Source organism: Amycolatopsis sp. NPDC051903 (genome assembly GCF_044452505.1).
GTDB lineage: Bacteria > Actinomycetota > Actinomycetes > Mycobacteriales > Pseudonocardiaceae > Amycolatopsis.
Map to the genome: position 1 here is coordinate 62,617 of NZ_JBITBT010000013.1, position 23,912 is coordinate 86,528.

Here is a 23,912-nt window from a genome sequence, read left to right on the forward strand (position 1 = left end):
GTTGGAGAGGGTGAGGCCGGTCAGGGGACGAGCACCGCGATGCGCTCGACACGTGGCGGTGAATCACCACTCCTGACGGCGGCGACACAATGTGCGCGGGTACGGTCGGGCCTATGGTTCCCGAGCGAGACAACGGCCTCCTGCCTCTGCGGCGCGAGTACACCCAGGCGTGGCACGGCTTCGACCGGACCGAGGTGCGCCAGTACCTCGATCACGTCGAGGCGCAGCTGCGCCGGCTGATCAGCGATCGCGACTCGGCGGCGACGCAGGTCGCCACGCTGCAGCGCGAGCTCGAGACCGCGCGCGGTGAAGTGGCCAAGCTCCAGGGCCGCGTCGAGGAGCTGATGAAGCCGCCGGAGCGGCTCGAGGACCTGGACGAGCGGATGCAGCGCACCGTCCAGCTCGCGAACGCACGGGCCGACGAGGTCACGAAGCGCGCGCAGGTGGCGGCGGAGAAGCACTGGGCTTCGTCGACGGAGGCGTCGACGAAGCTGCGGGAGCGTTACCAGCGGCTCGTGGAGGAGCTGGACAAGCAGGCCGAGGCGCTGCACTCCGAGCACGAGGCCGCGCTGAAGGAGACGCGTGCCGAGGTGCAGCGGCTCACCGTCGAGGCGGCTCAGCGCCGGGAACTCCTCGACAACGAAGCCGAGCGCAAGCGCCGCAAGATCGAGCGCGACTTCGATGCGAAGATCACCTCGGAGCGCACCGCGCACGAGAAGCTGATCGCCGATCAGCGTTCGGCGAGCAAGCAGCAGGCCGAGCGCCGCGTCGCCGAAGCGACGGCCGAGGCCAAGCGCCGGCTCGACGAAGCCACGACGGAAGCCAAGCGGCGCCTCGACGAGGCCACCACGCAGGCCGCCCAGCGCACCACCGCGGCGACGCGCAAGGTCGAGCGCCTCGCCGAAATCCGGGAGCAGGCCCGCAAGAACCTCGCGATGGCCGACGAGGTCCTCAGCCGCAGCGAAGGCCTCCTCGCCGCGCTGCCCGCGGAGTCCGTGATCCCGTCGGCGTCGAAACTGGTCGGCGGCGACGAGCCCGCCCCGAAGCCCACGCCGGCTCCCGCTGCCGCGCCGAAGCCGAAGCCCGAGGTCGTCTCGGTCGACTCACCGACCACGCCCGCTTCCCCGACGGTGAAGCCCAAGCCCGCCCCGGCGAATGCCACCTCGGCGCCCAAGGCCGAGAACGGCACCCCGCAGCCGGTCTCCCAGTCGGCGGGCAAGCCCCGCTCCTGACCGGAGTTCGCAACGCACGAAGGCCGCTTTCCCGTTTCCGGGGAAGCGGCCTTCGCTTTGTCGCAGCGACCGAGCCGGCGGGACTTTTTCAGCCCCAGTGCAAAAATCGGTAGTGCAGGCCCGTGGACGACTCCAGCCATTCGCCGACGGAGTCAGGCGGGCGGCCGACGTCCGGGGCGTGCGTGTCGCCGTCGAACGGGGTGCGCAGTTCGGTGACGACGATGCGGTCGGCGAACGGCACCGCTGCTCGGTAAACCTCCGCGCCACCGATGATCCAGACGTCGGCGGAGCAGACGGCGAGGGCCGAATCCAGATCCGGGAAGGTCTCCACGCCGGGCTGGGGAGTGCTGGACAGCACGAGGTTCCGCCGGCCGGGCAGCGGGCGGAAGCGCGGCGGAAGCGATTCCCACGTGCGGCGGCCCATGAGCACGGTCGCGCCCGCGGTCAGGGTGCGGAAGTGCTTCAGGTCTTCCGGCAGGTGCCACGGCAGGGTGCCGTCGCGGCCGATGACGCCGTTCGAGGACTGCGCCCAGACCAGGCCGACGACCCGGCCGCCGGACAGCGGAGCGGCGGTCACACCGCCACCGGGGCCTTGATGCCCGGGTGCGGGTCGTAGCCGTCGACCGAGATGTCGTCGTAGGTGTAAGCGAACAACGATTCCACGGGCTTCAGCCGCAACGTCGGGAACGGCCGCGCGTCGCGGGCCAGCTGCGTGCGCACCTGCTCTTCGTGGTTGTCGTAGATGTGGCAGTCGCCGCCGGTCCACACGAAGTCACCGACGCCGAGGCCGACCTGGTCGGCGATCATGTGCGTGAGCAGCGCGTAGCTGGCGATGTTGAACGGCACGCCGAGGAACAGGTCCGCGCTGCGCTGGTACAGCTGGCACGAAAGCTTGCCCTCGGCCACGTAGAACTGGAAGAACGCGTGGCACGGCGGCAGAGCCATGCGCGGGATGTCCGCGACGTTCCACGCCGACACGATGATCCGCCGCGAGTCGGGGTTTTCGCGCAGCGCGCGCAGCACTTCGCCGATCTGGTCGACGTGCCCGCCGTCCGGCGTCGGCCACGACCGCCACTGGACGCCGTAGACCGGGCCGAGCTCGCCGTCCGGGGCTGCCCACTCGTCCCAGATCGAGACGCCGTTCTCCTGCAGCCACGACACGTTCGAATCGCCGCGCAGGAACCACAGCAGCTCGAACGCGATCGAGCGGAAGTGGACCTTCTTCGTCGTGATCAACGGGAACCCCTCGGACAACCGGTAGCGCAGCTGGTGCCCGAAGATCGACCGCGTGCCCGTGCCCGTGCGGTCCGCCTTGCGCGCGCCCGTTTCGAGCACAAGGCGGAGCAGGTCTTCGTACTGGGTGTCCGGCATGCCCGCGAGCCTAGACGACGCCGCGCCGGAATCGGCTCAGCGACTGCGCGGCCACGGGTAGACGTCCTCCAGCTGCGCGGCCAGCCCCAGCAGCAGCTCTTCGCCGCCGGGCGGGGCGACGAGCTGGACGGACGTGGCGAGGTCGTAGGCCGGATGGCGGCCGACGGGCACGGACAGCGCCGGGTAGCCCGCGAGGTTCCACGCGCCGGTGAAGCCGGCGACGCGGACGGCCGGTGTGAAGTTCGCGAGCCACGAGCGGCGGTGCCAGCGCCGGGCCTTCGGCGGCAGCGTGGCGAGCGTCGGGGTGATGAGCACGTCGTGGGCGGAGAAGAACTGCTCGGCGCGGGAAAGCCACGCAGTGCGGCCGCGTTCGCTGACGAAGCGCGACGCGACGTGGCCCGCGCGGACGTGGGTGCGCGTGCGCGGTTGCAGCTTCGTGAGGTCGAATTCGGCGTCGGCGTGGGCCGCCGGCCCGGCGAACCAGCGGGTGACGAGCGCGACCAGCGTGCCGAAGCCGTACTCCGGGGTGGCGTCGGTGACGGTGTGCCCGGCGGCGGCGAGCAGCGTGCCGGCGCGGATGACGGCGCGGCCGAGCGGACGCGGGAGCGGCGCGCGGGTGACGGGCACCTGCGTCGACAACGCGATGCGCTGCGGAGCCGGCGACCCGATCGAAGCCAGGTCCGGACGTTCGCCCAGCACGGACATGAGCAGCGCCGCGTCGGCGGTCGTGGTGGCGAGCGGGCCGTGGGTGGACATGCCGAACCAGCCCTCGGCCGGCTCGCGCACGACACCGCGGCCGGGCTTCAACCCGACGAGGCCGCACATCGCCGAAGGCAGGCGGATGGAACCGAGGCCGTCCGTGCCGTGTGCGATCGGGACCATCCCGGCCGCGACGGCCGCCGCGCTGCCGCCCGACGAACCGCCCGCCGTGAACGCCGGCTCCCACGGGTTGCGGGCGATGCCGGCGGGGTCGTCGCTCATCGGGTAGATACACAGCTCGGGCACGCGCGTGAGGCCGACGATCACCGCACCCGCCGCGCGCAGCCGGTGCGCGATCACGCCGTCTTCCGCGTACGGCGCCGGGGAACCCGCCGCTGAGCCCCAGCCCGCGTACTCGCCCGCGACCTCGGTGACGTCCTTGACCGCGACCGGCACACCCGCCAGCGGCAGCTCCGCCAGGTCGGGCCGCGCCGCGACTTCCGCCGCTTCCGCAAGCGCTTCCACCGCGCGCACCCGCCGGAACGCACCGACCACGCCGTCGGCCGCCTCGATGCGGGCGAGCGCTTCGCGGGTCACCTGAACCGGATCCAGCTCACCGTCGCGCACCGCGCGCGCGATCTCCACCGCAGTCTGCACCATGATCCGCACCCTAACCGTCCTCAGTGGACAGCGACAAGGCTCCGGGCGCAGTCGAGGACCGTCGTCCCGGCGGGCCGCGGTTGCCACCCGAGCAGCCGGAGCGCTTTCGCCGACGTGTACACGTTCTTGCGCCCGAGGTCGGGCGCCACCTCGCGCACGCCGGAGTTCACGAGCGCGAGCGCACGCAGCACGAAATCGGGCAAGCCTCGCGTCGGCACCCGGCTCGCCGCCGGGCCGAGCTTCTCGCGGATCTCGCGCGCGGCGTCGCGCAGCCAGAGGAACTCACCGACGCCGATGAACCGCTCGCCGGCGGCCGCGGGGGCGAGCATCGCGCGGAGGTGGAGGTCGGCGAGGTCGCGCACGTCGCTCACGCCGTAGCCCAGCCGTGGCACGCCGGGCACGCGGCCGCCGAGCAGCGTGCCGATGAGCTGCACGGAGCCGAGCGCCTGCCCGTCGAGCACCGGGCCGAGGACGGCGCCGGGGAGGATCGTCGTCAGCGTGGTGCTGCCGCCGTGTCCGGCCATGAAGTCCCACGCGGCGCGCTCGGCGACGGCCTTCGAGCGGCGGTACGGGTTGAGACGGCGGTCGCTGACGTCGGTCCAGAGGCGCTCGTCGTAGACGTCGTCGGAGCGGGTACCGATCGGCGGCGCGGCCGCGGCGCACGACGACGTCAGCACCACGCGCTCGACACCCGCATCGGTGGCCGCCTTGAGCACCCGCAGGGCGCCGTCCCGGGCGGGGCCGATGAAGGCGTCGGGGTCGCGCGAGCCGTCGCCGCCCAGCGGCGAGGCGACGTGGAGGACGTGGGTGCAGCCGGCCACCGCGTCGGCCCAGCCCGCGTCGGCGGTGAGGTCGGCGACCACGACTTCGAGCCGGTCGCCGGGGTCGATCTCGGAGCCGACCGCGCGGCGCACCGCCGCCTCCTTCGCGGCCGAACGCACGGTCGTGCGCACGTCGTGGCCGCGGCGCAGCAGTTCGGCGATGCACCAGCCGCCGACGTAACCGGTGCCGCCGGTCACCAGAACGGGTCCGGGCATGATCGCCTCCAGTTCGTTAGCCGATCGGCTAATGAAACTACTGTAGCGCACCGCGTCGGCTAGCATCACCAGGTGTCACCCACCCGGGCGGAGCAGGCCGCACAGACGCGTCGGACGGTCCTCGACACGGCCCGGCGGCTGTTCACTGAGCAGGGCTACGACGCGACGTCGCTGCAGTTGATCGCCGACACGATGGGCGTCACGAAGGCCAACGTCTACTACTACTTCCACTCGAAGGCCGACCTCCTGGAAGCGCTGCTCCAGGAGAGCATCACGGCGTTCGACGCGTTGCTCGACGCGGCCGCGGCGCTCGACGACCCGCGCGCCCGGCGGGAACTGCTGGTGGACGGATTCGTGGCGCAGGTCGTCGCGCAGCGCTCACTGTCGCCACTGGACCCCCCGGCGCGGCGACACGAGACGCTCGGGCCGACGCTCGAGGCCCAGGCCACCCGCGGCCTGCACCTGCTCTACGGCGCCACGCCGACCCCCGACGAAACCGCCGCCTACGCGACGGCCACCGAACTCGGTCCGGCGCTGCGCAGCCTGGGCCACCTGCCGGACGCCGAACTGCGCGCGACGCTGCGGCGGTTGTGCCTGCGGGTGCTGGAAGTCCGAGTACACAAAGGACCTTCCCCGCACCGGTGAGCGGGAAAGGTCCTGGTGGAGCCGCCGACGAGGTCGAGTGGCCGGATCAGATGGCGCCGGCGCGCAAAGCGTAGGCAACGGCGTGCGCGCGGTTGTTCAGACCGCACCGGGTCATCAAGCCGTAGAGGACGTTCTTGACCGTGCGCTCCGAGTAGCAGAGCTTCGTGGCGATCTCTTCGGTGCCGTAGCCCTCGGCGACCAGGCGCAGGACGTCGCACTCGCGCGCGGCGAGGCCGGACAGCGTGAGGCCGTTGGGCTCGAGCACGTCACGGCGCATGCGCTGGACCTGGCCGAGCAGGGCACCCTGCAGGCGGGGCGGGAGGCTGGCCGTGCCGTCGCCCGCGGTGAGCACCGCGGTGACCAGTTCGGCGCCGCCCGTTTCGCGGCGCGGCAGGATCGCGACGACCCCGCATTCGATGGCGGTCATGAGGTCGCTCTCCCGGAAGTGGTCGGCGACGATGACGAGGTGCGGGCCGGCCAGCTGTTCCGACTCCCGGCCGAGCTCCTTGACCCGCGACAGCACGCGGTCGGTCACGTGCTCCTCCATCACGAGGACCACGTCGGCCTGCGCGGCCGAATCCTCGGGGAGGACCTGCAGCTCGGCGCGGGTGCCCAGCAGGCTCGCCGCGCCGGCCTTGGTGATCGGGTCCGAGGCGAGAACAGCGACTTTGACGAGCTTCACGACTTCTCCTACTGCCACTCCACGTTGACAGTGAGAAGTCTCGCGCGCGCGACTTCACGTTTTCTTACCAAGAATCTTCACGCGGCGGCGCGGGCGTGAAGAATCTCCCGATAACCGCAGGTCAACGGCCTCGACACGGGTCTCGGTGAAGTCTTCACAGTGGCCGCGCTCACACGGTCAGCTTCACACCGCTCTCACGGTAAACGGTTTCATGGGCACAGCCCGCACGCCTCGCCACCCGGGGACTCGCAGCTGCCCGAGATCTCGCGGAACGCGTCGCGCGCCCGCTCGACGCAGTCGGGCATGCGGTCCAGCGCCGCGGTCCACGCTCGCTTGGCGGCCCAGTACCGCGCCTGCGCCTCGGGGGTCCAGCCGGCCACGTCCTGTTCCACAGTGGACTCCAGCTCCGCCAGCACGGCGCGGATCCCCCCGGTCGTCTCCCCCATCCGGTCCAGGATCTCGTCGGCTTCGGAGAAGCCGGCACGCTCGGGCTTCATGCGCCGCCCGGGCACGGGACCCGGCGTTCACCGGCCGCGCCGCCGGTGACTGCGAGCAGGTCGGCGAGCCGGCCCAGGATGAGGTCGTACTGCTGCTCCCAGTCGTTCATCGCCTGGCCGAACCGCACCGACGCTTCGCCGCGCCACGACGCCTGCAGCGCGGCCATTTCGCTGTTGACCTGCCTCAAGTGGGCGTTGGCCGAATCGATCGCGCGCGCGAACTCGCCCGCCGCGTCCCGCATGCCGTCCGGCACCGCCCTGGGAGGAATCGATTTCACGACGCTCTCCTCACCACACCACCACGTCCCCAGTGACCCGCGCACCGTGCCGCGCGGGCTCACCACCGAGCGTGACCCAACGACGGGGGGTGGCGAAACCGGGGACCAGGTGGTATGCCCGATTTTCGGATATCCTTGCCTGCGGTTCCACTCGCTGCGCCGCGGCCGAGTTTCCCCGGTGTTCGCCGTCACGCCGAGTGGTCGTCACACCGCGGCCCGAGACTGGCGGACGGGGCCGGCGGGGAGAACGGCCCCGAGCCGCCGGGCCACTCGTTCGAGCGTAAGATCGCCCGTGGCATCCGGCGTTGACGATCCGTCAGCGCGTGAAGGGAGACCGATGTCGGCAGCGGACGGCGCGGCAGGCGGTCTCACCGCGCCGACGATCCAGCTGCTCGGCCCGGTCCGCGCCTGGCGCGGCGGCAACGAGGTCAGCCTCGGCTCCGCCCACCGCCGCACCGTGCTCGCCGTGCTGGCGATGGCGCCCAACCGCACCGTTTCGCGCGAAGAGCTGATCGATTCCGTGTGGGGCGACGCCCCGCCGGCGAGCGCCCAGGGCAGCATCTACACCTACGTCTCAGGTCTGCGCCGCGCGCTCGAACCGGGCCGCACCAAGGGGTCCGGACCACAGCTGCTCGCGTCGATCGGCTCGGGCTACTCGCTGTGCGTCGAGGCCGGGACCGTCGACGTCCACCGCTTCGAGGCCCTGCGCGAGCAGGCCCAGCGCCACCTCGCCGCCGGCGAACGGCGTCAGGCGCGCGAGAAGCTCGACGAAGCACTCGCGCTCTGGCACGGCGAGCCGCTGCAGGGGCTGCCCGGCCCGTTCGCGGCGTCGCACCGCGCGCGGCTGGAGGAACTGCGCCTGGCGACGGTCGAGCGCCGCGCGGAGGTCGTGCTCGACGACGGCGGCCACGGCGAGCTCGTGACCGAACTGCGAGCGCTGACGGGTGAGCACCCGTTTCGCGAACCGTTGCACGGCCTGCTCATGCGCGCGCTGTCGCTCGGCGACCGCCGCACCGAAGCGCTGGCCGTCTACACGGATCTGCGCGACAAGCTGGTCGATTCCTTCGGCACCGAACCGAGCCCGCCGCTGCGTGATCTCTACGAACGCGTCCTCGGTGGTGGCGCCGCGAAGCCGGCGCCGGCGCCCCGGCCCGCGCAGGCGCCGGTCCGCGTGCCGCGGTTCCCGCTGCCCGTGCTGCCGCCGCGCGCGGACTTCTTCTTCGACCGCGCGAGCGAAACCCTCCTGCTGCGCGAAGCGGTCGCGGGACTGGGCAGCGGGCTCGGCCGGTCGATCTGGGTCGAGGGCGAACCCGGCATCGGCAAAACGGCGCTGCTGGCCGAAACGCTCGCGATGGCCCAGCAGGCCGGCGGCAAACCGCTCTTCGCCGCGGCCGACGCGCTCGACCAGCGCTTCGCGTTGCGCCCGCTGCTCGACGCGCTGGGTGTGCACCCGCGCGCTTCGGACCTGCGGCGCGCGGAGCTGGCCGTCGCGCTCGCGGAGAACCCCGGCGGCGACCCCGTGGAAGGCATCCTCGGGCTCGTCCGCGAGCTGTGCGCGGAGGAACCGCTCGCGCTCGTCGTCGACGACCTGCAGTGGGCCGACGACGCGACGCTGCGCGTGTGGCGCTACCTCAGCCGCGAGACGCGGCGGCTGCCGCTGCTGCTCGTCGGCGCGTGCCGCCCGGTGCCGCGGCCGGCCGAGCTGGACGGGCTGCGCGCGGAGCTCGCGGCCGACGGTACGGAACTGCTGCCGCTCGGGCCTTTGCCCGAGAGCGCCGTGCGCGATCTCGCGGCCGATCTCGCGGGCGCCCCACCGGGGCAGGTGCTGCGGGTCCTCACGTCGTACGCGGCCGGAAACCCGCGCTACGCCAAGGAAATCGTCGAAACCCTGCTCACCAACGGCATGATCCTGCTCGACGGCGCCCAGGCGATCGTCGACGGCAACAGCTGCCGCACGATCCCGGCGCCGCTGGGCTCGCGGGTCACGCTGTACTTGAGCTTCCTCACCAGCGGCACGCGCGACGTGCTGCGCTGGGCGGCCTTGCTGGGCAAGGAGTTCTCGCTCGCCGACATCGCGATCGCCACCGAGCGGCAGGCGACGGCGCTCGTCGGCGCCGTGGAAGAAGCGCTCGCGGCGGGCGTGCTCACCGAGTCCGACGACCTGCTCGCCTTCCGCCACCCCCTGCTGCGCCGCGTGCTCTACGAAAAGACGCCGGCCGCGATGCGCGTGGCGCTGCACCGCCAGCTCGCCGAAGCGTTCCAGGGCGCGGGTGCGTCGCCGGAGCGCGTGGCCGAGCAGCTGGCGGCCGCGCCCGTGCAGGTCGACCCGTGGGTCACCGGGTGGCTGCTCGAGCACATCGGCACGGTCGCCACCGAAGCGCCGCGCATGGCCGTCGATTTGCTGAAGCACGTCGTCACGCAGGCGTCGCTGCCGGCCGACGCGCGCGAGCCGCTCACGGCCACGCTCGCCCGGCTGCTGTTCTGGCTCGGCCGCGAGCCCGAGGCCGAGGCGCGCTCGGTCGTCGCGCGGACCGAGGACAGCCGCCAGGCCGCGGAGATGCGCTGGATCCTCGCGTACATCTACTACCGGCGCGGCGAGTTCCCGGAAGCGGCCGAAGAGGTCCGCCGCACGCTCGCCGACCCGAACGTGCCGGAGATGTGGCGCGGCCGCCACGAAACGTTGCGCGCGACGCTCGAACGCCTGGCCGTCGACGAAACGTCCGAACCGGACCTGTCGGAGCTGGGCGTGCTCGACGGTCTGGACGACGCCGCCGAGCCGCTGAGCACCGCGCGCCGGCTGGCCGCCACCCGCGCCGTGCCCGGCGAGATGCACCTCGCGGGCGCCGTGCACTACTACTGGCGCGGACGCTGGCCGGAGGCGCTGGCCGAGCTGGACACCGTGATCAAGGGCGGCGCGGAGACGGCGTCGTACGTGCTGCGCAGCCCGGGCTCGGCGCTGCTCGTGCACGGCGTCGGCGCGTTGATCGCGGGCCACCGCGACGAACCGGACGAAGCGAGCGCCCACCTCGAAGCGGCGGCGCACCAGCACTGGCCGCAGGGCCTGGAGCCCAACGGGGGTGACTACCTGCTGGCCGCGGAAGCGCAGCTGGCCGAGCTGGAGGGCAACCCGGAGGCGGCGCTGGCTGCGCTGACCCCGTTGCTGGACGAGGGTTATCCCCCTTCGGCGCGGCAGCAGTGGCTGCCGGACCTCGTGCGCCTGGCGACGCAGCTCGGCGAGCAGCACTACGCGTACCAGGCGCTGCGGCTGATCGACGACGAAGGCGCCGACGCCCCGCCCGCGCACACCGCGGCCGCTGCCCACTGCCGTGGTCTGGTCACCGGTGATCCCGACGCGATCCTCGGCGCGGCCGCGCACTACGAGGCCGCCGGCCGGGTCCTCAAACACGCGCGGGCCACGGAGGACGCCGCGATCCTGCTGGCCGAGCACGGCCGGCTCGACGAGGCGCGCACCGCGTTCCGCACCGCCCTCACCAGCTACGCCACGCTCGGCGCGGCCTGGGACGTGCGCCGCGCCGAGACGCGGATGCACCCGCACGGGATCCGCCGCGCCAACCCGGTGCGCAGCCGCGCGGCGGGCGAATGACCCCGGTTTCCCGCTGAGCGGGATCAGCCGAGAGGCTTACCCGACACTGGCCGCTCGTACGATGCCGGGCGATCACCGGCTCCCGGTAAGCTCGCGTGGTCAGACCGGTACGTCGAATGGAACGGCATGCCAGGGGATGCGCACAGCGGGTTGCGGGTGGACGTGCTCGGCCCGTTGCGGGCCTGGCGCGGTCCGGCTGAAGTCAAGCTCGGGCCGGCGCGCCAGCGTGCCATCTTCGCCATGCTCGCGGTCAACGCGGGCCGCTCCGTGCCGCGCGCCGAACTCATCGCGGGGGTGTGGGGCGACTCGCCGCCGGCCAGCGTCGAGGGCAGCGTGCACACCTACGTCTCGGGGCTGCGGCGCGCCCTGGACCCGGACCGCACGAAGTGGGCGGCCTCCGGGGTGCTGGTCTCCGACCCGCACGGCTACTCGCTGACGCTGGACCCCGAAGCCCTCGACGCGGCCGTCTTCGAACGGCACCGCGAGCAGGGGCAGCAGCACGCCGAGGCCGGTGACCACGGCAAAGCCGCCGCGGAGTACGACGCCGCACTCGCCTTGTGGCACGGGGAAGCGCTCTCCGGTGTGCCCGGCGGATTCGCCGAACGCCACCGCGAGCACCTCGCCGAGCTGCGGCTCGACACGATCGAGCGGCGGGCGGCCGCGGTGCTGGAGCTCGGTGGCCACCAGGACCTGATCGCCCAGCTGTCGGTGCTCGTCGACGAGCACCCGTTGCGCGAGGTGCTGCGGGAGTCGCTGATGTTCGCGCTCTACCGCAGTGGACGCCACTCCGACGCCCTCGACGTGTTCCGCGACGCGCGCGCGACCCTGCGCGCCGAGCTGGGTGTGGAGCCCGGGGCGCGGCTGCGGGAGCTGCACGGACGTGTGCTGGCGCAGGATCCGGCGCTGGACCTGCCCGAGGCGCCCGCCCCGGCTCCGGTGCCCGGACCCGACCCGATCTCGGTGCTGCCGCCGCGCGTCAGCCGCGCGCTGGCCGGTGGTGACACGGGTCCGCTGTTCGGCCGCGAAGCCGAGACGGAGCAGCTGGTGGAGCTGCTGGCCGAGGTCCGCGACGGACGCGGGCGGGCCGTGTGGATCGAGGGTGAGCCGGGCATCGGGAAGTCGGAGCTGCTGACTCGCGTGTTCAGTCACGCGGCCGGGCCCGGGCTGCAGCTGGCCTGGGTGGCGGCCGACGAGCTGAGCACCCGGTTCCCGCTGCAGGTGCTGCTGGAATGCCTCGCGATCGACGCCGCTTCGCCCGATCCGCGCCGGGCCCGCGTCGCCAAGGAGCTGGCGGGCGAGGGCGCGGCGCAGCGGGCGTGGGGGTCGACCGACCCGGTGCTCGGCGCCGTCGACCAGCTGCTGTCGCTGGTCGACGAGCTGTGCGCCGACTCGCCGCTGGTGCTCGTGATCGACGACCTGCAATGGGCCGACGAGTCGAGCGTGCTGGTGTGGCACCGGCTCTGCGCGGCGACGCGGCAGCTGCCGTTGTTGCTGGTGGCCGCGACGCGCCCGGCGCCCGACCGCGCGGAACTGGCGCAGCTGCGCCGGGGCGTCGAATCGCGCGACGGCGTGGTGCTGGACCTCGAGCCGCTGGTGTCCGACGACGTGGTGCGGCTGATCGAGGACCTGCTCGGCGCCGGTCCCGGGCCCGGCCTGCGCGAGCTCGCCGCTCGTGCTGCGGGAAACCCGTTGTACGTCAAGGAAATGGTCGACGTGCTCGTACGCGCGGGCGCGGTCGAGGTCGACTCGGGATACGCCGACGTCGACGACCCCGCCGAGTTCGAGACGCCGCGTTCGCTCGTGGCGGCCGTCGACCGGCGGCTGGACTTCCTGCCGCCGGAGACGCAGGACGTGCTGCGCTGGGGTGCGCTGCTGGGCATGGAGTTCGCGGTGGGCGACATCGCGGCGGTGCTCGGCATCCGGCCGTCGGACCTGCTGGGGCCGCTGGAAGAAGCGGTGGCGGCGAACGTGCTCATCGACACGGGCACGCAGCTCGCGTTCCGGCACCCGTTGCTGCGCCAGGCGTTGTACAACCGGCTGCTGTCGGGGACGCGGGCGGCGCTGCACCGGCAGGCGGCGGAAGCGCTGGCGCGCATCGGGGCGCCGGTGAAGCGGGTGGCGGAGCAGCTCGTGGCCGCGCCGTCCACAGTGGATCCGTGGGTGCTGGACTGGCTGGCGGAGAACCAATCGGCCGTGACGAACCGGGCGCCGCTGATCGCCGTGGAGCTGCTGGAGCGCGCGCTCACGGCGTGTTCCGCGGTGGACCCGCGGCGCGAAGGGCTGATCACGGCGCTGGTGAAGGTGCTGTTCCGGCTGGAGCGAAACCCGGAACCCCTTGCGGTGCAGGCACTCGAGCTGTCGAAGGACCCGGAGAACGTCGCGGAGATGCGGCACCTGCTCGCGACGCTGCGGTTCCGCCGGGGTGAGGTCGCGCGCGCCGTGCAGACGCTGGAGGAAGCAGAGGACGACCCTGCGCTGCCGGAGATCTGGCACGTGCGGCGCCGGCACCTGCTCGCGAACTTCCGCCGCGGTGGCCTGGACGACCTCGACGTCGCCGAAGCCAACGCGCACCAGGCCCGCGCGGAAGCCGACGGTGACCGCTACCTGACGGCGCACGCGCTGCAGACGTTGTGGCTGGTGGATTCCGTGCGCCGGCACCACGCGAGCGCACTGCGGCACATCGACGAGGCGATCGACGCCGTCGGCGACGAGCACGAGCTGGCCGACCTGCACCTGGACTTGCTGGACAACCGCGTGTTCACGCTGCAGAACCTCGATCGCCTGGCCGAGGCCGACCGCACGCTGCGCGCGGCGGGTGAGGTCGCGCAGCGGCACGCGATGCCGATCGGGCTGCAGGTGTCCGTCGCGGTGCACCGGTACTGGGAGGGCCGCTGGGACGAGGCGCTGGTCGAACTCGACACCGTGACCGAGGACGGTCCGGCCATCACCTTCTACGGCCTGCGCGAACCGGGTGCGGCCGCGTTGCTGCTGCACGGCGTCGCGTCGCTGATCGCCGCGCGGCGCGGTGAACGCGGGCAGGCCGCCGCGCACCTGGACGCCGCCGAGGAGTACGCGCCGGCGACCGGCGCGGAGCGGGAGAGCTTCGACTTCCTCCTGGTGGCCAACGCTTTGGTGGCCTGGCAACGGGGCGAGGTCAAGGAGGCGCTGACCGTCCTGGAGCCCATCCTCAACCCGACGTACGCGGCGATGATGCTGCGCCACCAGTGGCTGCCGATGTTCGTCTCCCTGGCCCTCGACGCGGGCGACGACGCCCGCGCCCTGCGCGGCCTGGCGGTCTGCGAAGAGGAAGCCGCGAAGGAACGCGAACCCGCACGCGCCCACGCGGCGATGGACTGGTGCCGCGGCCTGATCGACGGCGACCCGGCTCCGGTGCTGCGGACCGTGGAACACTTCCGGGCCGTCGGGCGCCGGCCCGAACTCGCCAGCGCCCTTGAGGACGCGGCCGCGCTGCTGGCCCGGATCGGCGACCTGCCGGCGGCCCACGTGGCCTTCGACGAGGCGGCCGAACTGTACTCGGCCCTGTCCGCCCGGTGGGACCTGCAACGGGCGGAAAAGCGGCTGCGCGACCTGGGCGTGCGCCGCGGTGGCCGCACGCCGGCGGCCGCCCGGCCCGGCCGCGGGTGGGATTCGCTGTCGCCGCTGGAGGTCCGCATCGCGACACTCGTGGCGGACGGCCGGTCGAACCCGGACATCGCCACGGAACTGGCCCTGCCCCGGCGGACGGTGCAGGCGCACGTGGCGAGGTTGCTGGGGAAGCTGGAGTCGCCCTCACGCAGCGGAGTGGCGAGTGCGGTGGCCCGGCGGATCAGCTGACGGCCGGGTTTCGGGCTCCGTTCCCGGCGGTGGGGTGGGCTGAACTGAGAGGGTGGGTGTCGCCGCGCCCTCGGAATCGCGTTCGAGCTCGGACACTCGGGGCTTCTCGGGTTGCCGCGGATCCCACGACGCCCGGCGCGGCGCTCGCGATCTGCACCACCGCGGCGGCGATCGTGCTGCTCGTCAGCACCCCACGACACCGACGCGCGCTCCCGTGACCAGCCGTTCGAGGCGAACCGATCCCCGGACCCGGGGTCACTCTTTCGGCTGTTACATCGGAAGCATGTGCGTCACAGTTCGATTTGTGGTCTGATATGCCCCGCTACCCGGTATGTACGGAGGGGGAATCGATGAAAAGCGTGGTTTGGTGGTCTGTCGGCCTGCTGTTCGGGCTGGGTTTGCTGGCGCTCGGGCTGTTCGGCTCCGGGGGCAGCACCAAGGTGCTGTGCGGCACCGAAGAGATGCAGCCGGGGCAGACCTGCGAGAAGACCCAGTACGGCCTGACGTCCAGCGAGACCTACGAAGAGAAACTGCAGGAATCGATCGACGACGGGAAGTCCTTCGAGGGCGGTGGCCGGTGGGTCACGTTCGGGATCGGCGCGGGGATCGCGGCCGCGTGCGGTTGGCGGCTGGTCGTCGCGATTCGGCGCAGGGCCAACCAGGGGTCCGGCTCGGTTGCCCAGACCGTGCCCGGGCAGCAGCCCGGCTTCGCTCCACCGCCGGGATTCCCGCAGCAGGGGTTTCCGGTCCGACAGGACTTCCAGCAGCAGCCGGGATTCCCGCAGCAGCCCGGATTCCAGCAGCAGTCCGGATTCCAGCCACCGCGAGGGTTTCAGCAACCTCCGTCGCCGGGATCCCAGCCGCCGCAGGGGCCGCATCAGCAGTAGCACCTACCGGCCGTGATCGGGTGCGAGGGCCGGGCCCGCTGTCCTCAAGCGGGCACTCGGTTGGTGCGGGCCACCCGGCCCAGGAAGCGGCCCGAGTCCTTGATCGTGCGGGTCTGGGTGGCGAAGTCGACGTGGACGAGGCCGAAGCGCTGGGTGTAGCCCATGCCCCATTCGAAGTTGTCGAGCAACGACCAGGCGAGGTAGCCGCGGATGTCGGCGCCGGCCGAAAGAGCGTCGTGGACCGCGCGGATGTGGGTGTCCAGGTAGGACACTCGGGCGGGGTCGGGTACGGAGCCCGCTGTGACGGTGTCTTCGAAGGCCGCGCCGTTCTCCGCGATGACCAGCGGGAGGCCACCGGTTCGGGAGTCGAGCCACACCAGCAGGTCGGTGAGGGACGAGGGGGTCTGTTCCCAGCCGAAGGAGGTCAGCGGGCCGCGCGGGGGCAGCACGTCCAGGCCGCGCAGGCCGGGCAGCGGGCAGTTGCTCGGGGCGAGCGGGTCGTCGAGCGGGGCGACGCGGGCGGGGGCGTAGTAGTTCACCCCGAGCCAGTCGATGGCCGCCGCGATGGTTTCCAGGTCACCGGGCCGGATGGCCGCGGCGAAGCGACCGCCGTGGTGTTCGACGTCGGCCATCACGTCGGGCGGGTAGCCCTTGCCGAGGACGGGGTCGAGGAAGAACCGGTTGTGGATGCCGTCGAACTTGCGGACGGCTTCGCGGTGCGCGTCGGTGTCGCCGTCGGCCAGGGCCGGGGCGAAGTTGAGGGCCAGCGAAAAATCTTGTCCCGGCCGGGCTTGTTCCGTCAGCGCGCGCATCGCGAGGCCGTGGCCCAGCAGCAGGTGGTGCGCGGCCACGAGCGCGGTGTCGTAGTCCTGGACCCCGGGCGCGTGGACGCCGCTGCCGTAGCCCAGGAACGCCGCGCAGAACGGCTCGTTGATCGTCGTCCACTGGGGCACGCGGTCACCCAGGGCGTCGTGGACCACGGCCGCGTAGTCGGCGAACCGGGACGCCGTGTCCCGCGCGGGCCAGCCGCCCGCGTCTTCGATCGCCTGCGGCAGGTCCCAGTGGTACAGCGTGAGCACGGGCAGGATGTCTCGGCTCAGCAGCTCGTCGACGAGCCGGTCGTAGAACGCGAGGCCCTCGGCGTTGCGGGTGCGGCCGTCGGGCAGCACGCGCGGCCAGGCCACGGAGAACCGGTACACGGGCAGCCCCAGCTCGTCGACCAGCGCGACGTCCTCGGCGTAGCGGTGGTAGTGGTCGCACGCCACTTCCCCGGTGTGCCCCTCGAGGACCTTGCCCGGGGTCGCGCTGTAGGTGTCCCAGATGGACGGTCCCCGGCCACCTTCGGCCACCCCGCCCTCGATCTGGTACGCCGCGGTCGCGGCACCCCACCAGAAGCCCGCGGGGAACTCGAGTTCAGCCATGCACAGCACCTTTCAGGATCCCCCGCACCAGATACCGCCCCAGGACCAGGAACAGCGCGATGACCGGCAGCACGCCGAGCGTCGCACCCGTGAGCATCAACGCGTAATCGGTGTAGTAGCCGCTGGCCAGCTGCGAGAGCACGACCTGCACGGTCGGCGTCTCGTTCGGGTCGAGCACGACCAGCGGCCAGAAGTAGTCGTTCCACGCGGCCATGAACGTGAGCATCGCCAGCACCGCCGCCTGCGGCCGGATCGAAGGCACGGCCACGTGCCAGAACGTCCGCAGCACCGACGCTCCGTCCACAGTGGCCGCGTCCACGAGCTCACCGGGCACCGCGCCCTCGCACGCCTGGCGCATCCAGAACACGCTGAACGCCGACACCAGCGCGGGCACGATCACCGCCTGCAGCTGCCCGTACCAGCCGAAATCGCTGACGACCAGGAACAACGGGATCACGCCGAGCTGCGCCGGCACCATCGCCGAGCCCACCACGAACAGGAACAGGCTGTTGCGGCCCGGGAACTTCAGCCGCGCGAAGGCGAACCCGGCGAAGCTCGCCAGGACCACATTGGACACCATCACGGTGCCCGCGACGATGAGCGAGTTCCCGATCGCCAGCCAGAAGTCGACGGTGTCGAACACGCGCCGCACGTTCTCCAGCAGGTGCCCGCCCGGCAGCAGCAGCGGCGACGTCTCCCCGATCGCCGAGTTGTCCCGCGTGGACACCACGAACGACCAGTACAGCGGGAACAGCGAAGCGCCGAGCACCCCGACGAGCACCACGTAGACCCACGCGCCCGCGCGCCGCCGCGGCCTCACGGGGCGCTCACGAAGCGGCGCACCAAGCGGTAGTTGACGAAGGCGAACAGCACGCAGAACACGAACATCACCCACGACAGGGCCGCCGCGTAGCCGGCGTCGAACTTGCCGAACCCCTTCTCGTACAAGTACATCGTGAGCGTCTGGAACTGCCGGTCGTTGCCGCCGGTGCCGCTCGAACCAGTCGCGTCGAACAGCTGCGGCTCGGCGAACAGCTGCAGCCCGTTGACCGTGCCCGCCACCGCCGTGAACGCGATCGTCGGGCGGATGCCGGGCACGGTCACCGACCAGAACGAACGCCAGCGCGAAGCGCCATCGATCGCCGCGGCCTCGTAGAGGTCCTGCGGCACGGCCTGCATCGCCGCCAGGTAGATCAGCGCGTTGTACCCCGTCCAGCGCCACATCACCATCGTCGCGATGGCCAGGTGCGACGACCACTTGCGCGCCTGCCACGAAATCGGGTCGAGGCCGAACCAGCCGAGGACCTCGTTGACCACGCCGTAGTCGCGGCTGTACAGCTGCGCGAACACCAGCCCGACGGCCACCACCGACACGACGTTGGGCAGCAGCACGCCGGTGCGCCACCACGTCGCCGCGCGCAGCGGCCGGTTCAGCAGCGCCGCGATGCCCAGCGCCAGGAAGAACTCCGGGATCGCGGCGAGCAGGAAGATGCTGGTGGTGTTGAACAGCGCGTTGTAGAACCGCCCGTCGGTGAACAGGGCCGCGTAGTTCGCGAGGCCGAACCCGCCTTTGTCCCCGCCGAGCAGGTCCCAGTCGTGCAGCGAAACCCAGGCCGTGTAGACGATCGGGAACGCGCCGAAGACCGCGAACACCGCGAAGAAGGGGGCGATGAACAGGAAGGGGGTCACCTTCCTGTCCCACCGCGCGAAGAGGGAGCCGCGCAGCACCAGGGCCTACTTGATGGCCTCGCCGCCGAGCTTGACGGCGTCCTGCCAGGCCTGCCCGACCTGCTCCGAACCGTCCTCGATGCGGCCGAGCGCGCGGCCGAACTCGGGGCGGACGTCCGCGTCGTGCAGCCCGCGGTAGTTGGGGCGCAGCGTGTCGGCCGAGGCGGCGTAGATCTGCCCGATGGGCGCGTCGGAGAAGTACGGGTCGGTGTGGGCCACGACCTGCGGGTCCTTGTAGACGCTCGGCTCGCTCGGCAGGATCCCGTCGGACAGGAAGAGCTTCTTCTCCTGCTCGGGCGCGGTCAGCCACTTCGCGAGGTCGTAGGCCTCCTTCGGGTGCTCGCTCTGCTTCGGGATCGCGAGGAACGAGCCGCCCTGGTTGCCGCTGGCGCCGGGCACGGTCGTGACGTCCCACTTGCCGCTGTTGGCGTCGCCGCCGGCTTCCTTGATCTGCGTGAGCATCCAGGCCGGGCACGCGATCGTGGCGAAGCTGCCCTGCTTGATCGCGACGTTCCAGGCCTGCGTGTACGTGGTCGCGCCGGCGGTCTGCTTCTTCTGCGCGAGAGTGCCCGCCAGCTCGAAAGCGTTGTGGACACTCGGGTTCGTGCCCGCGATGTAGGAATCGTCGCGCGCCGAGAAGTAGTTCTCGGGCGACTGGTTCAGCATCGCGGTGTAAACGGTTCCAGCGGAGTCCGCGAACTTCACGTCCGGCAGGTTGTTCGTGAACCGCTGCGACAGCTTCGCGTAGTCCGGCCAGGTCGGCATGAGCGCGGCGACGGCCTTGCGGTCGGTCGGCAGGCCCGCCTTGCCGAACAGGTCGCGGCGGTAGCACAGGGCGAGGCTGCCCATGTCCGTGCCGAGGCCGAGCACGTAGCCGTTCTTGGTGCCCTGGGCCCACTTCCACGCGGCCCACTGGTCCTTCAGCTGCGTGGCACCGTAGTCGGCGAGGTTCACGAACTTGTCCTCGACCCCGAGGTAGGTCGGGATCTTCTGCTCCTCGATGGCGACGACGTCGGCCGCACCGCGGCCCGCCGCGAGCTGCGTGTCGAGGGTCTTGAAGTGCGTGTCGAAATCGGCGACCCGGCTCTGGACCTCGATGTTCGGGTGGTCCTTCTCGTACTGGGCGATCAGGGGGCCGTAACCGAACTCGCCGAAGGTGGCGACGGTGACCTTGATCTTCCCACCGGACGCGGCGGAGCCGCTGCACGCGGCCACCAGCAAGAGGAGCGCGGACGTCAGGACTGCGACGGCCGGGCGCCGGGTCAGCTTTCGCACGGGGTGAGCTTCCCTCAGATAACACCTGCGCGCAGGGCGTAGGCGACGGCATGCGGACGGTTGCGCAGCTTCAGCCTATTGGTCATCCCGTAGATGACGTTCTTCACGGTCCGTTCCGAGTAGCAGAGCTTGCCGGCGATCTCCGCCGTGTCCCAGCCCTCGGCCATCAGCCGCAGCACGTCGACCTCGCGCGGCGACAGCGCCGCGCCGCCCACGGAGTGCTGCAGGCTCTCCGCCTGGCCCAGCAGATCGCGCAGCGACGTCTCCCGGCCCGACGCCGCGGCGGCGATGCTGCGGATCAGCCGGTCGCCGGCGATGGCCTCGCGCGGCAGCACGGCCACCACGTGGCACGCGGCCAGCTCGGGCAGCTCCTCGGCGTCGACGTGCCCGGCGACGAGCACGATCGCGGCGGGCGTCTCCGACGCGGCGGCGCGCAGGGCGGCCTTCAGCTCCGGCGTCACGCGGCCGGCGGCGAACACGAGCACGGCGGCTTCCCCGCGCCGCTGGCCCGGCAGCACCTGCACCTCGGGCCGCGACCGCAAGTGATCGATGAGCCCCGCGAGCGCGATGGGGTCCGAAGCCCACGCTGCCACCCTGACCTGATCCATCGCTGCCTACCTCCCTGGAGAAACACCCATCCCGTGGTCGTCATTCTGGAGCGGGCGGCTTCACGAATTCTCTAGCCGCGGTGAAGCCGTTCTTCACGACGTGAAGCAGGGCGCCGCCGGCGGTTCCAGTAGCGTCGCGGTGACCGCGAACCGGCCACGACCGAACATGTAAGGATTTCATGAAGATGCCCGCACGGATGCGGCTACCTGCGGCGATCGCCGGCGCCCTGCTGGCCGGCGGCACCCTCGCCGGATGTGGTTCCACCCACCCGGTTTCCGGCACCGCGCTCGCGCAGCGGGGTGCGAGCGCCGTGCCGACGTCGTCTTCGGCGCCTTCTCCAGCGCAGTCTTCACCGACTTCTTCACGCTCGTCCGCACCGTCTTCATGCGACTCGCTGATCGCGTCGTTGAGCGCGCGCGAGCGCGTGGCTCAGCTGGTCGTACCGGGCGTCGACGCCGCGAACCCGGCAGCGGTGACAAAACTTGTCCAGCAGCAGCAAATCGGCGGCTTCTTCGTGGGCGGCAATAAGACCACGCTGTTGCAGAACCACGCGCTCGACGCCGTGCAGCGCGCCGCGAAGATCCCCGTGTCCGTGGCCGTCGACGAAGAAGGCGGGCGCGTGCAGCGCATCGACGACCTCGACGGCTCCCTGCCGAGCGCGCGCCAGCTCGCCAAGACCAAAACCCCCGACGAGGTCCGCGCGCTCGGGGTGCAGCGCGGCGAGCAGCTGCGGGCGCACGGGGTCACCGTGGACTACGCGCCCGACACCGACGTGAGCGACGAACCGGACGACGCGGTGATCGGCGACCGGTCGTACAGCTCGGATCCCGCCACGGTGCGGAAGTACGCGCTGGCGTTCGCCGAGGGTCTGCGCCAGGGCGGCATCACGCCCGTGCTCAAGCACTTCCCCGGTCACGGCCACGGCTCCGGCGACTCGCACAAGGGCACGGTGACCACCCCGCCGCTCGACCAGCTGCGGCAGAACGACCTCAAACCGTACGAGAACCTCGCCGGCTTCGGCGCGGTCGAGGTGATGGTGGGCCACCTCGACGTGCCGGGGCTGACGAACGGCGTGCCCGCGTCCATCTCCCCCGCCGCGTACCAGCTGCTTCGCCACGACTACCACTTCACCGGTCCCGTGATCACCGACGACCTCGGCGGCATGAAGGCCATCACCGACCAGTACCCGCTGCCCGACGCGGTGCTGAAGGCGCTGCAGGCGGGTGCGGACGAGGCGTTGTTCTCCTCCGGCAACGGCGACGTCGGCGCGGTGCTCGACCGGCTCGTGAAGGCCGTCTCGAGCGGCGAGCTGCCCGCCGACCGCGTCGCGGCTTCGGTGAAACGGGTGCTGAAGTCGAAGCACGCGTGCACCTGAGCGCGGTCCACTCCGGACTAGGGTGGCCGGTGGATCACCGTCTCGGAGGGAGCACCACATGACGACGGACGCCACCGCGGCCGGCACCCTGCAGCTCGGCGGAGAGCTGAGCGTGACGCGGATGGGCTACGGCACGATGCGCCTGGCCGGCCCGGGGGTGTGGGGGCCGCCGCAGGACCTGGCGGAGGCGTCGGTGATCCTGCGCCAGGCGCTGGCGTTCGGCATCACGCACGTCGACACCGCGGACTACTACGGCCCGCACACGGTGAACGAGCTGATCCGCACCACGCTCGCGCCCTACCCCGAAGACCTCGTGCTCGTGACCAAGGTCGGCGCCCGCCGCAGCGCCGACCGCGGCTGGCCGCCCGCGCTCTCGCGCGACGAGCTGATCTCCCAGGTGCACGACAACCTGCGCAACCTCGGCGTCGACGCGCTCGACGTCGTGAACCTCCGGCTGAGCGACGCGGCGGGCGGGTACCCCGTGGACGTGCCGATCGAGGCACCGTTCAGCGTGCTGGCCGAGCTGCGCGAGCAGGGCCTGATCCGGCACCTCGGGGTGAGCCACGTGACCGTCGAGCAGCTGGAGGACGCGCGGAAGATCGCGCCGGTGGTGTGCGTGCAGAACGAGTACAACCTCGCCCACCGCGTCGGCGACGACGTGCTGGACCGCTGCACGGAACTCGGCATCGCGTTCGTGCCGTACTTCCCGCTGGGCGGGTTCAGCCCGCTGCAGTCGGGGGTGCTGGACGAGTGCGCCGACGCCGTGGGGGCGACGCCGATGCAGGTCGCGCTGGCGTGGCTGCTGCAGCGCTCGCCGGTGGTGGCCGTGATCCCGGGGACGTCGTCGCTGGCCCACCTCAAGCAGAACATCGCGGCCGGGGCGCTGGAGCTGCCCGCGGACGTCGTCTCGCGGATCGACGCGATCGGCTAGTCCGCGGGCGCCACCTCGACGGTCACGGTGCGGTTGGCGGCCGCGTCTCCGGCCGGGTGCGCGGCGGCCGTCTGGTCGGCGCTGGAGATCGCGAACGTCGTGAGCGGCAGGCCGCTCGCGGTCGCCAGCACGCGGGCCGCCGCCGCGGCGCGCGCGAGGGCGATCGTCGAACCGCCGGTCGCGGGTCCGCCCGCCACGGCGACGCCGTGGCCGAGCACGGTGATGCGCACGGGCTGTCCTTTGAGGACGGCCGCCCAGCGTTCGAGGGACTCCCGGCCGGCGCGGCTGGGGCTGGTGGCGTCGGGGTTGAACAGACCCTCGTCGAAAGTGACACTGACCGCGGAGCCCGTCACAGCCGTGCGCACGCCGGGGGCGGCAAGGCGTGCGGCGAGGGCGGTGAGCCGGTCGGCGCGGGTGCGCGCGGCGTCGGCTTCGCGGGACAACGAAGTGTGCAACCGGTCCACTTCCGCTTGCAGCGCGGGCGAAGCCGGGGCCGCTGCCGCCGGTTGCGACCCGGAGGACCACGGCAGCGTCACCACAACGGCCGCCGCACCCGCCACGACGAGCACCCCCACCCCCGCCGCGGCCAGCCGGCGGCCCACGGGACGGCGGCGCAGCCGGCCCGACCGCACCCGGGAGATGACCCGGCGCCCGGCCTGGGCGGAAGCGGACTCCGGTGCCAGCTCCAGGACCCGCGCCCACGCCGCGTCGGCGAGGTCGAAGTCGCCCGCCTGCGCGTGGACGCGGGCCAGCAGGTCGAGCCGCGCGGTGTCGTCGGTGGCGTCGCGCTCCAGCAGTGCCGCGGCCCCCGCGTAGTCCCCGCGGCGCGCGAGGTCGGCGGCTTCGGCCAGGAGCAGTTCGTCGGCGAGGGCGTCGAAGGCCGTGGTCATGAGCGCTCCTGACCGAGAGGATCGAAGCCGAGAGCACCGGACGCGGCAGCACAGGGCCGAGCCGAACGCCCCGCGAGCGCACCGAAAGCCGTGGTCATGAGCACTCCTGAACAAGAGGATCGAAGCCAAGAACGCCGGACGCGGCAGCACAGGGCCGAGCCGAACGCCCCGCGAGCGCACCGAAAGCCGTGGTCATGAGCACTCCTGAACAAGAGAATCGAAGCCGAGAACGCCGGACGCGGCGGCACAGGGCCGAG

20 protein-coding genes are annotated in these 23,912 nt (G+C 72.1%); 7 read left to right on the plus strand and 13 right to left on the minus strand.

The window, feature by feature from the left end; translation table 11 throughout:
* Positions 1-113: 113 nt before the first annotated feature.
* Complete coding sequence (locus ACIA77_RS25920) at positions 114-1,232, plus strand: cell division protein DivIVA (protein ID WP_395888557.1); 1,119 nt, start codon at positions 114-116, stop codon at positions 1,230-1,232.
* Between the two features lie 88 nt (positions 1,233-1,320).
* Here the strand turns inward: ACIA77_RS25920 and ACIA77_RS25925 are convergent, their stop codons facing one another.
* From ACIA77_RS25925 to ACIA77_RS25940, 4 genes are read right to left on the minus strand one after another with little or no spacing between them, the layout of a single operon-like run.
* Positions 1,321-1,809 carry a dihydrofolate reductase gene (locus ACIA77_RS25925; RefSeq protein WP_395888558.1) on the minus strand — a complete coding sequence of 163 codons (489 nt, stop codon included), beginning with the start codon at positions 1,807-1,809 and terminating at the stop codon, positions 1,321-1,323.
* Positions 1,806-2,603 (minus strand): thymidylate synthase, encoded by a 798-nt coding sequence (locus ACIA77_RS25930; RefSeq protein ID WP_395888559.1) that lies wholly within the window; start codon positions 2,601-2,603, stop codon positions 1,806-1,808. Before ACIA77_RS25930 ends, ACIA77_RS25925 begins: the two co-directional genes overlap by 4 nt.
* Positions 2,604-2,639: 36 nt before the next feature.
* The gene (locus tag ACIA77_RS25935) at positions 2,640-3,962 is read right to left on the minus strand and encodes an amidase family protein (protein WP_395888560.1); all 1,323 of its coding nucleotides are present in this window, start codon (positions 3,960-3,962) and stop codon (positions 2,640-2,642) included.
* A gap of 20 nt (positions 3,963-3,982) precedes the next feature.
* Positions 3,983-4,999 carry an NAD-dependent epimerase/dehydratase family protein gene (locus tag ACIA77_RS25940; protein ID WP_395888561.1) on the minus strand — a complete coding sequence of 339 codons (1,017 nt, stop codon included), beginning with the start codon at positions 4,997-4,999 and terminating at the stop codon, positions 3,983-3,985.
* A 72-nt stretch (positions 5,000-5,071) separates the two neighbouring features.
* Between ACIA77_RS25940 and ACIA77_RS25945 the strand changes: the two genes are divergently transcribed.
* The gene (locus tag ACIA77_RS25945; protein WP_395888562.1) at positions 5,072-5,644 is read left to right on the plus strand and encodes a TetR/AcrR family transcriptional regulator; all 573 of its coding nucleotides are present in this window, start codon (positions 5,072-5,074) and stop codon (positions 5,642-5,644) included.
* A 46-nt stretch (positions 5,645-5,690) separates the two neighbouring features.
* Here the strand turns inward: ACIA77_RS25945 and ACIA77_RS25950 are convergent, their stop codons facing one another.
* The 3 genes from ACIA77_RS25950 to ACIA77_RS25960 all read right to left on the minus strand — a co-directional run bounded on the left by ACIA77_RS25950 (position 5,691) and on the right by ACIA77_RS25960 (position 7,101).
* Positions 5,691-6,326 carry a LuxR family transcriptional regulator gene (locus ACIA77_RS25950; RefSeq protein ID WP_204093458.1) on the minus strand — a complete coding sequence of 212 codons (636 nt, stop codon included), beginning with the start codon at positions 6,324-6,326 and terminating at the stop codon, positions 5,691-5,693.
* Between the two features lie 209 nt (positions 6,327-6,535).
* Positions 6,536-6,823: a WXG100 family type VII secretion target gene (locus ACIA77_RS25955; protein ID WP_395888563.1), complete on the minus strand. Its 288-nt coding sequence runs from the start codon at positions 6,821-6,823 to the stop codon at positions 6,536-6,538.
* The gene (locus ACIA77_RS25960) at positions 6,820-7,101 is read right to left on the minus strand and encodes a WXG100 family type VII secretion target (RefSeq protein ID WP_395888564.1); all 282 of its coding nucleotides are present in this window, start codon (positions 7,099-7,101) and stop codon (positions 6,820-6,822) included. Before ACIA77_RS25960 ends, ACIA77_RS25955 begins: the two co-directional genes overlap by 4 nt.
* Before the next feature lie 337 nt (positions 7,102-7,438).
* On the opposite strand from ACIA77_RS25960, the gene ACIA77_RS25965 reads away from it, so the two are divergent.
* The 3 genes from ACIA77_RS25965 (at position 7,439) to ACIA77_RS25975 (ending at position 15,426) form a co-directional block, all read left to right on the plus strand.
* Positions 7,439-10,705: a BTAD domain-containing putative transcriptional regulator gene (locus tag ACIA77_RS25965; RefSeq protein ID WP_395888565.1), complete on the plus strand. Its 3,267-nt coding sequence runs from the start codon at positions 7,439-7,441 to the stop codon at positions 10,703-10,705.
* Between the two features lie 126 nt (positions 10,706-10,831).
* Positions 10,832-14,539, plus strand: coding sequence for a BTAD domain-containing putative transcriptional regulator (locus tag ACIA77_RS25970; RefSeq protein WP_395888566.1), 3,708 nt, complete (start codon positions 10,832-10,834; stop codon positions 14,537-14,539).
* A 350-nt stretch (positions 14,540-14,889) separates the two neighbouring features.
* On the plus strand, positions 14,890-15,426 hold the full coding sequence (locus ACIA77_RS25975) for a hypothetical protein (protein ID WP_395888567.1): 537 nt from the start codon (positions 14,890-14,892) through the stop codon (positions 15,424-15,426).
* Between the two features lie 44 nt (positions 15,427-15,470).
* Here the strand turns inward: ACIA77_RS25975 and ACIA77_RS25980 are convergent, their stop codons facing one another.
* Genes ACIA77_RS25980 through ACIA77_RS26000 form a run of 5 tightly spaced genes read right to left on the minus strand, consistent with a single transcriptional unit; the run spans position 15,471 to position 20,458 of the window.
* Complete coding sequence (locus ACIA77_RS25980; RefSeq protein ID WP_395888568.1) at positions 15,471-16,847, minus strand: GH1 family beta-glucosidase; 1,377 nt, start codon at positions 16,845-16,847, stop codon at positions 15,471-15,473.
* Positions 16,840-17,667 carry a carbohydrate ABC transporter permease gene (locus ACIA77_RS25985; RefSeq protein ID WP_395888569.1) on the minus strand — a complete coding sequence of 276 codons (828 nt, stop codon included), beginning with the start codon at positions 17,665-17,667 and terminating at the stop codon, positions 16,840-16,842. The genes ACIA77_RS25980 and ACIA77_RS25985 overlap by 8 nt, the downstream gene beginning before the upstream one ends.
* Positions 17,664-18,536 (minus strand): carbohydrate ABC transporter permease, encoded by an 873-nt coding sequence (locus ACIA77_RS25990; RefSeq protein ID WP_395888570.1) that lies wholly within the window; start codon positions 18,534-18,536, stop codon positions 17,664-17,666. Before ACIA77_RS25990 ends, ACIA77_RS25985 begins: the two co-directional genes overlap by 4 nt.
* Positions 18,537-18,581: 45 nt before the next feature.
* On the minus strand, positions 18,582-19,850 hold the full coding sequence (locus tag ACIA77_RS25995; RefSeq protein WP_395888571.1) for an ABC transporter substrate-binding protein: 1,269 nt from the start codon (positions 19,848-19,850) through the stop codon (positions 18,582-18,584).
* A 14-nt stretch (positions 19,851-19,864) separates the two neighbouring features.
* Positions 19,865-20,458, minus strand: a complete 594-nt coding sequence (locus ACIA77_RS26000) for a response regulator transcription factor (RefSeq protein ID WP_395888572.1) — start codon at positions 20,456-20,458, stop codon at positions 19,865-19,867.
* 179 nt (positions 20,459-20,637) lie between these two features.
* Between ACIA77_RS26000 and ACIA77_RS26005 the strand changes: the two genes are divergently transcribed.
* Positions 20,638-21,834, plus strand: coding sequence for a glycoside hydrolase family 3 N-terminal domain-containing protein (locus ACIA77_RS26005; RefSeq protein ID WP_395888573.1), 1,197 nt, complete (start codon positions 20,638-20,640; stop codon positions 21,832-21,834).
* Positions 21,835-21,892: 58 nt separating this feature from the next.
* Complete coding sequence (locus tag ACIA77_RS26010) at positions 21,893-22,765, plus strand: oxidoreductase (protein WP_395888574.1); 873 nt, start codon at positions 21,893-21,895, stop codon at positions 22,763-22,765.
* On the opposite strand, the gene ACIA77_RS26015 is transcribed toward ACIA77_RS26010, so the two are convergent.
* Positions 22,762-23,655 carry a tetratricopeptide repeat protein gene (locus ACIA77_RS26015; RefSeq protein WP_395888575.1) on the minus strand — a complete coding sequence of 298 codons (894 nt, stop codon included), beginning with the start codon at positions 23,653-23,655 and terminating at the stop codon, positions 22,762-22,764. The two genes, ACIA77_RS26010 and ACIA77_RS26015, sit on opposite strands and share 4 nt — an antisense overlap.
* Positions 23,656-23,912 lie beyond the last annotated feature (257 nt).

Coding starts and splice junctions, on each gene's coding strand:
- ACIA77_RS25920 (WP_395888557.1), top strand. CDS start 114: ATGGTTCCCGAGCGAGACAACGGCCTCCTGCCTCTGCGGCGCGAGTAC.
- ACIA77_RS25930 (WP_395888559.1), bottom strand. CDS start 2,603: ATGCCGGACACCCAGTACGAAGACCTGCTCCGCCTTGTGCTCGAAACG.
- ACIA77_RS25935 (WP_395888560.1), bottom strand. CDS start 3,962: ATGGTGCAGACTGCGGTGGAGATCGCGCGCGCGGTGCGCGACGGTGAG.
- ACIA77_RS25940 (WP_395888561.1), bottom strand. CDS start 4,999: ATGCCCGGACCCGTTCTGGTGACCGGCGGCACCGGTTACGTCGGCGGC.
- ACIA77_RS25955 (WP_395888563.1), bottom strand. CDS start 6,823: ATGAAGCCCGAGCGTGCCGGCTTCTCCGAAGCCGACGAGATCCTGGAC.
- ACIA77_RS25965 (WP_395888565.1), top strand. CDS start 7,439: ATGTCGGCAGCGGACGGCGCGGCAGGCGGTCTCACCGCGCCGACGATC.
- ACIA77_RS25970 (WP_395888566.1), top strand. CDS start 10,832: ATGCCAGGGGATGCGCACAGCGGGTTGCGGGTGGACGTGCTCGGCCCG.
- ACIA77_RS25975 (WP_395888567.1), top strand. CDS start 14,890: ATGAAAAGCGTGGTTTGGTGGTCTGTCGGCCTGCTGTTCGGGCTGGGT.
- ACIA77_RS25980 (WP_395888568.1), bottom strand. CDS start 16,847: ATGGCTGAACTCGAGTTCCCCGCGGGCTTCTGGTGGGGTGCCGCGACC.
- ACIA77_RS26000 (WP_395888572.1), bottom strand. CDS start 20,458: ATGGATCAGGTCAGGGTGGCAGCGTGGGCTTCGGACCCCATCGCGCTC.
- ACIA77_RS26005 (WP_395888573.1), top strand. CDS start 20,638: ATGAAGATGCCCGCACGGATGCGGCTACCTGCGGCGATCGCCGGCGCC.
- ACIA77_RS26010 (WP_395888574.1), top strand. CDS start 21,893: ATGACGACGGACGCCACCGCGGCCGGCACCCTGCAGCTCGGCGGAGAG.
- ACIA77_RS26015 (WP_395888575.1), bottom strand. CDS start 23,655: ATGACCACGGCCTTCGACGCCCTCGCCGACGAACTGCTCCTGGCCGAA.